The 4,006-nt window shown below is 69.2% G+C and carries 6 protein-coding genes; 3 read left to right on the top strand and 3 right to left on the bottom strand.

Translation table 11 applies throughout. The annotated features are described in order from the left end of the window. Positions 1-348: 348 nt before the first annotated feature. On the bottom strand, positions 349-693 hold the full coding sequence (locus tag AB0J09_RS58475; RefSeq protein ID WP_360711873.1) for a hypothetical protein: 345 nt from the start codon (positions 691-693) through the stop codon (positions 349-351). A 340-nt stretch (positions 694-1,033) separates the two neighbouring features. Between AB0J09_RS58475 and AB0J09_RS58470 the strand changes: the two genes are divergently transcribed. Beyond that, a complete protein-coding gene (locus AB0J09_RS58470) occupies positions 1,034-1,174 on the top strand; it encodes a hypothetical protein (protein WP_360711870.1) in 141 nt (46 codons plus the stop codon). 85 nt (positions 1,175-1,259) lie between these two features. After that, on the top strand, positions 1,260-1,442 hold the full coding sequence (locus AB0J09_RS58465) for a TrmO family methyltransferase (RefSeq protein WP_360711867.1): 183 nt from the start codon (positions 1,260-1,262) through the stop codon (positions 1,440-1,442). Here AB0J09_RS58465 and AB0J09_RS58460 read toward each other — a convergent pair whose 3' ends face one another. Beyond that, a complete protein-coding gene (locus AB0J09_RS58460; protein WP_360711864.1) occupies positions 1,443-1,958 on the bottom strand; it encodes a CGNR zinc finger domain-containing protein in 516 nt (171 codons plus the stop codon). It lies immediately after the preceding gene. A 111-nt stretch (positions 1,959-2,069) separates the two neighbouring features. On the opposite strand from AB0J09_RS58460, the gene AB0J09_RS58455 reads away from it, so the two are divergent. Further along, positions 2,070-3,311, top strand: a complete 1,242-nt coding sequence (locus tag AB0J09_RS58455) for an MFS transporter (protein WP_360711861.1) — start codon at positions 2,070-2,072, stop codon at positions 3,309-3,311. On the opposite strand, the gene AB0J09_RS58450 is transcribed toward AB0J09_RS58455, so the two are convergent. Beyond that, on the bottom strand, positions 3,298-4,006 hold a 709-nt coding region (locus tag AB0J09_RS58450; protein ID WP_360711858.1), incomplete at its 5' end, for a hypothetical protein. The two genes, AB0J09_RS58455 and AB0J09_RS58450, sit on opposite strands and share 14 nt — an antisense overlap.

Raw genomic sequence — 4,006 nt, 5'->3', positions numbered from 1 at the left:
GGTCCCCAACCCGCTCCCGCAGACACTTACCGCTTAACCTGCAGAAACAGGATCACGCGAAGATCGATTCATACACCACGTCCGTGGACGTGACCTGGGTCCCCGAACGCCTGATCACACAGCTATAGCGCCAGCCAGGCCCCCTCACCGCGCTGGAGATCGCCAACCAGTTCCCGACGCTGGGCATCTCGCTCGGCAACCAGCGGCCGCACGTGCCCGGCAAGATCCGCGAGTACCTACCTCTCCCCGCGCCGACGCAGCTAAGCGTGGTTTTTTCGGCGCCTACTACTGAAGGGCCCCTGAGGGGGCAACGCCCCGACGCCGAGTGCGCCCCGTGAGGGAAGCCCGTCAGAACAGCGTGTCGCGGACGCGCAGCGGCCGAATAGCCGGTGGGACCGAGCTGGGCGAGTTCACCTTCGATGTCGACCTCGATTGCGCCGAAGAAGTTGATGTTCTCGCTATGCGCCGGGGAGATGTGGGCCAGGACCTCGTCGTCGATGCGGCGTCCCGCCCTGCGCCCTCGATGAAGGGGAGGTCGTGGATCTGCTGCCAACGCTCGCGGGTGGTCTGTTCGCGGACGGCATAGGCACCCGAGCCGTCCCGGCACACGATCTGCACACCGGGATGGGCGCGTAGCCACCCTTCCATGACATCGGCGCTGCGGCCGGGCAGCACGTCGATCCGCTCGCCCATCTCGGCGCGTACCCGATGTTCAGCGCTTGAGCCGTCAGGCAGGCCGCGACCGAGACGTGAAAGTCGGCGAGCTTGCTCACCCCGCCGGCCACTGGGGTGAACGCGGCCTCGAACGCCGGAACCCGGCCCATCACCTCCAGTAGCAGCTCGGGCAGGTCTACCGAGGACTCGCTTGCGCAGGTCGATCAGGGACGGCGGCTCCGGAATGGCGGCCAGCTTGGCCACGTGCAGCCGCCGGGAGAACAGGTCGCGCGGCGGAACAGCCGGCGCGCCCGCTTCACCAACGGGCGGCTGGAGTACCACGACGACGCTCCGCGCCGGAGTAGCCCTTCCTGCCCCGATGGGCACCCGGACCGTCATCGGCGAGTTCACGACGACCGACGTCGTCACCGTCCCCAGCCACCTGTCTGTCCCTGAGGTGCGCACGTACATGACGGTCGACGCGGCCAAGGTGTCGGCTCCGGACACATCGACACTCTGAACGAGGAGTACCAGATCACGGTCCGGCCCGGATTGTCTGGTCATTTCACCTACAAGACGATTGATCCTGGCCTGATCGTCACCGCGTGGCAGGTCCCCGGGCTCTCCGATGGTGCGGTCGCCGCGACCTGCATGTGGCCGACCTGGATGCGCTGGACGGCAGCCCTGTGCTGGATATCAAGCCGTACTTAATCGAATTCGCGCCTACCGACCCGGTTCGGCAACCGGCCTGGGCGACCCGTCTCATGTGCGAGTACTACATGGCTTGATCAGGTTTGGCGGCGGCTGCGGTAGGCGGCGGTCTTGGCGCGAGCCGTACACGCCGTGCTGCAGTAGCGGCGTGAGGCGTTGCGGGTCAGGTCGATGTAGACCGCCTCGCACTGGTGCGCCTCACACTCCCCGAAGCGGTCTGGGCCGTAGCCGTCGACGATGAGGGCCAGCGCCGTGGTGAACTCGCCGCCCAGGGCCTCCACCTGGGTGCCGCCCGATCCGTGGAAGTGCAGGTGGAACGGCTGGCCGTCATCCTCGACCAGGTATGGCTGCGCGCCGTACCTGCGAATCATGGCGTTGATGCGGGCGGCCTGGTCCGCTGGACGCTCGGCCAGCAACACCTGCCGCAGCTCGGTGGCCAGCTCGGCCAGGTGCCGCCCCGCGTCCGGAACGGCGCACAGAACCGCACTCGCACGGTTGCCGAGTTGGGCAGCGAACGCCGTCACCAGTTCCTCGCCCGCCAGTGGCTGTACCGAGGCGCCGCCCCGCCAGTGCGCCGTGGCTAGATTGACCAACTCGGCAATCAGCGGAGCCTGCCGGGTTACGTTACAGGCTATCTCCACTTGACTGGTAACACCTTCCCGTGTGTCATAGGCATAATCCAGTTAGATGGTAACGGAGTCGCCATGTTCGCGCCCTATCGCCGCCTGCTCGCCCATTCAGGTGTCCCTCACCTGCTCGTCGCCGGTCTCATCGTCAAGCTGGGCACGCCCATACTCAGCTTCGCCCTGCTGCTGGCCGCTGTCGACCGGCTCGGCTCCTACGCCACCGCTGGGCTCGTGCTCACCGGCCACGCGCTGGCCCTGGCCCTATGCGCGCCGCTCGGTGGGCGCATCGCCGACCGGTACGGCCCGCGCCCGGCCCTGACCGGCTACTTGGCCGCCCACGCCCTCGCCTACGCCCTGCTCCTGCTCGCCCCGCCTGCCCTGATGATCGGCGCCGCGGTACTGCTGGGGGCCACCACCCCACCCGCCGGATCAGTCATCAGAGGAGCCTGGCCACGCCTCGTCCCCGCCGCCTCCCTGCCCGCCGCCTACGCGGTCGACAACGCCGTCAACGAGCTGATGTTTATCGCCGGCCCCCTGCTCGTGCCGGTCCTGTCCCTGGCCATTCCCGCCTACGGTGTGGTGGCAGCCGCGGGCGCCGCCGTCCTGCTCGGGACCGCGCTGCTCCTTACCTCCCCTGCGGTACGGCAGGCCGCACCCACCCCGCCGGGCAGGGTCCGCTTGGCCGGGCCGCTCACCCACCGGCGCACCCTCGTGCTGCTGACCATCGCCGCCTTCGGCACCTTCACCTTTGGCTGTCTGCGCATAGCCACGGTCGCCTCGGCCACCACCTTCGGCTCGGCCTCCTCTGCCGGCGTGCTGATGGGCCTGCTGTCGGCCGGCGCCCTCCTCGGTACCCTCGGGTACGGCGCGCGGGCCTGGCCCATCACCGGCGGGTGCCTGCTCGTCCTGCTCTCGCTCGCCGAGGCGGCCGTCCTCCTTGGCGGGGGCTGGGCGCCCGGCTTCGTGACGCTCGCCCTACTGATCACTCTGGTCGGGCTGGTGACTGGGCCGCGCGACGCGGTCGTGCCTGCCCTGCTCGCCGACCACGCCCCTGCTCGCTACCGCACCGAGGTCTTCGCCTGGCTCAACACCTTCATGTGGGGTGGCTACGGCCTGGGCACTGCCGTCGCCGGCCAGCTCACCGGCCCCCACGACACCGGTGCCACCGCCTTCGCCGCGGCCGCAACCGCAGCCGTAGCAGGTGCGATCCTGGCAGCCGGCACCAATCGGTTCGCCTCGCCCTTGCCGACACCCGCCGCGGTGCCGACCGAAGGTCCTACCCGTGAATCTGATCACGTAGCTGACACTAAGGGCCCGTGAACAAACCGATCGTCCGGGCACAGGTGACAGTTGGATCGCGCGAGCCGCCGTCCTGATGTGGAACTGACACACCCTGCAGATTCCCGCTGACGTCTCGGTGCAGGCGTTCTTCTCCCGAGCGTGGCCCCAGCCCCAAGGTGGCGCCGAGCAAACGGACACACCCGTGGTCGGGTTGGCATAAGAGCACTGAGCATCGGGAATTGCGGAAACACCAGCCGAGGAGCAGCGCGACGAAGCCGAGACGATCGCCGCAGACGCCATCGCCCAGCAAGAGGCGGAAGCCGAGCGCGCCGCCCGCGCTGAGGAGACGGCCGAGGCTATCGAGCGCGCCGAGCGAGATGCCGAACAGCGAGTCGCCGACGCCGAACGCGACCGCGACGAGAAGATCCAGCAGGCTCAGCAGGAGGCGGCCGAGCAGGCCGGCGCCGCTCGCGAGCAGGCTCAGCGGGATGTCGAGCGGGCCCGCGCCGCCGCCGACGAGAAGATCGCCGGCGTTCGGCACGAGACAGAACAGCAGGTCGAGGCGGCCAACGAGCTGGCCAGGCAGGCCTGCGAGCAGGCCGAGACGGACGTACGCGACGCCCAAGCCGAAGCCCAGCTCGCGTTGGGCGAAGCCGATCGAGCGCAGGACGCCGCAGACGCCGCCCGGCAAGAGGCCGAGGAGGTCAAGACGATGGCCGCCGCCGCGATCCGCG

Origin of the sequence: Nonomuraea sp. NPDC049784 (assembly GCF_040659615.1) — a bacterium.
Classification (GTDB): domain Bacteria; phylum Actinomycetota; class Actinomycetes; order Streptosporangiales; family Streptosporangiaceae; genus Nonomuraea.
This window is presented reverse-complemented; position numbering and strand designations above follow the sequence as displayed.

Coding starts and splice junctions, on each gene's coding strand:
- AB0J09_RS58475 (WP_360711873.1), bottom strand. CDS start 693: ATGGGCGAGCGGATCGACGTGCTGCCCGGCCGCAGCGCCGATGTCATG.
- AB0J09_RS58470 (WP_360711870.1), top strand. CDS start 1,034: ATGGGCACCCGGACCGTCATCGGCGAGTTCACGACGACCGACGTCGTC.
- AB0J09_RS58455 (WP_360711861.1), top strand. CDS start 2,070: ATGTTCGCGCCCTATCGCCGCCTGCTCGCCCATTCAGGTGTCCCTCAC.